1 pseudogene is annotated in these 453 nt (G+C 64.2%); it reads left to right on the forward strand.

Annotated elements, in window-relative coordinates:
* Nucleotides 1–453, forward strand: a pseudogene (locus tag XI09_RS08345) (ZIP family metal transporter); the annotation flags it as partial.

Consider the following 453-nt stretch of genomic DNA (forward strand, 5'->3'; position numbering starts at 1 on the left):
ATGGCTATGGCAACCGTTCTCGTCGCGGCGATTCTCACCGCGCTCGCCACTGGGCTTGGCGCACTGCCATTCCTGTTCGTGCGGCGCTTAAGCCCCTATTGGGTGTCGATCGCGAATGCGACCGCTGGCGGCCTGATGTTCGCAGCTACCCACAGCCTAGTCGCAGAGGGCGTCTTGCTCAGTCCAGCGCGGCTGGTGGCTGGCATGCTGCTCGGGCTCGGCGGCATCCTGGCGGGAAGGACGTTAGTCGGCAAACGGCAGCATGCCGCTATCGCCGACCTCTCGGAGCTCGACGCACGCAAAGCGCTGCTGTTCATCGGTGTCATGACGGCGCATTCCTTTGCTGAGGGCGTCGGCGTCGGCGTCTCATTCGGCGGCTCGGACGAGCTTGCGATCTTCATTACCGCCGCCATCGCCGTGCACAACATCCCGGAGGGACTCGCAATCAGTCTC

It is taken from the genome of Bradyrhizobium sp. CCBAU 11386, from assembly GCF_028128955.1.
In the GTDB taxonomy this organism is placed as follows: domain Bacteria; phylum Pseudomonadota; class Alphaproteobacteria; order Rhizobiales; family Xanthobacteraceae; genus Bradyrhizobium.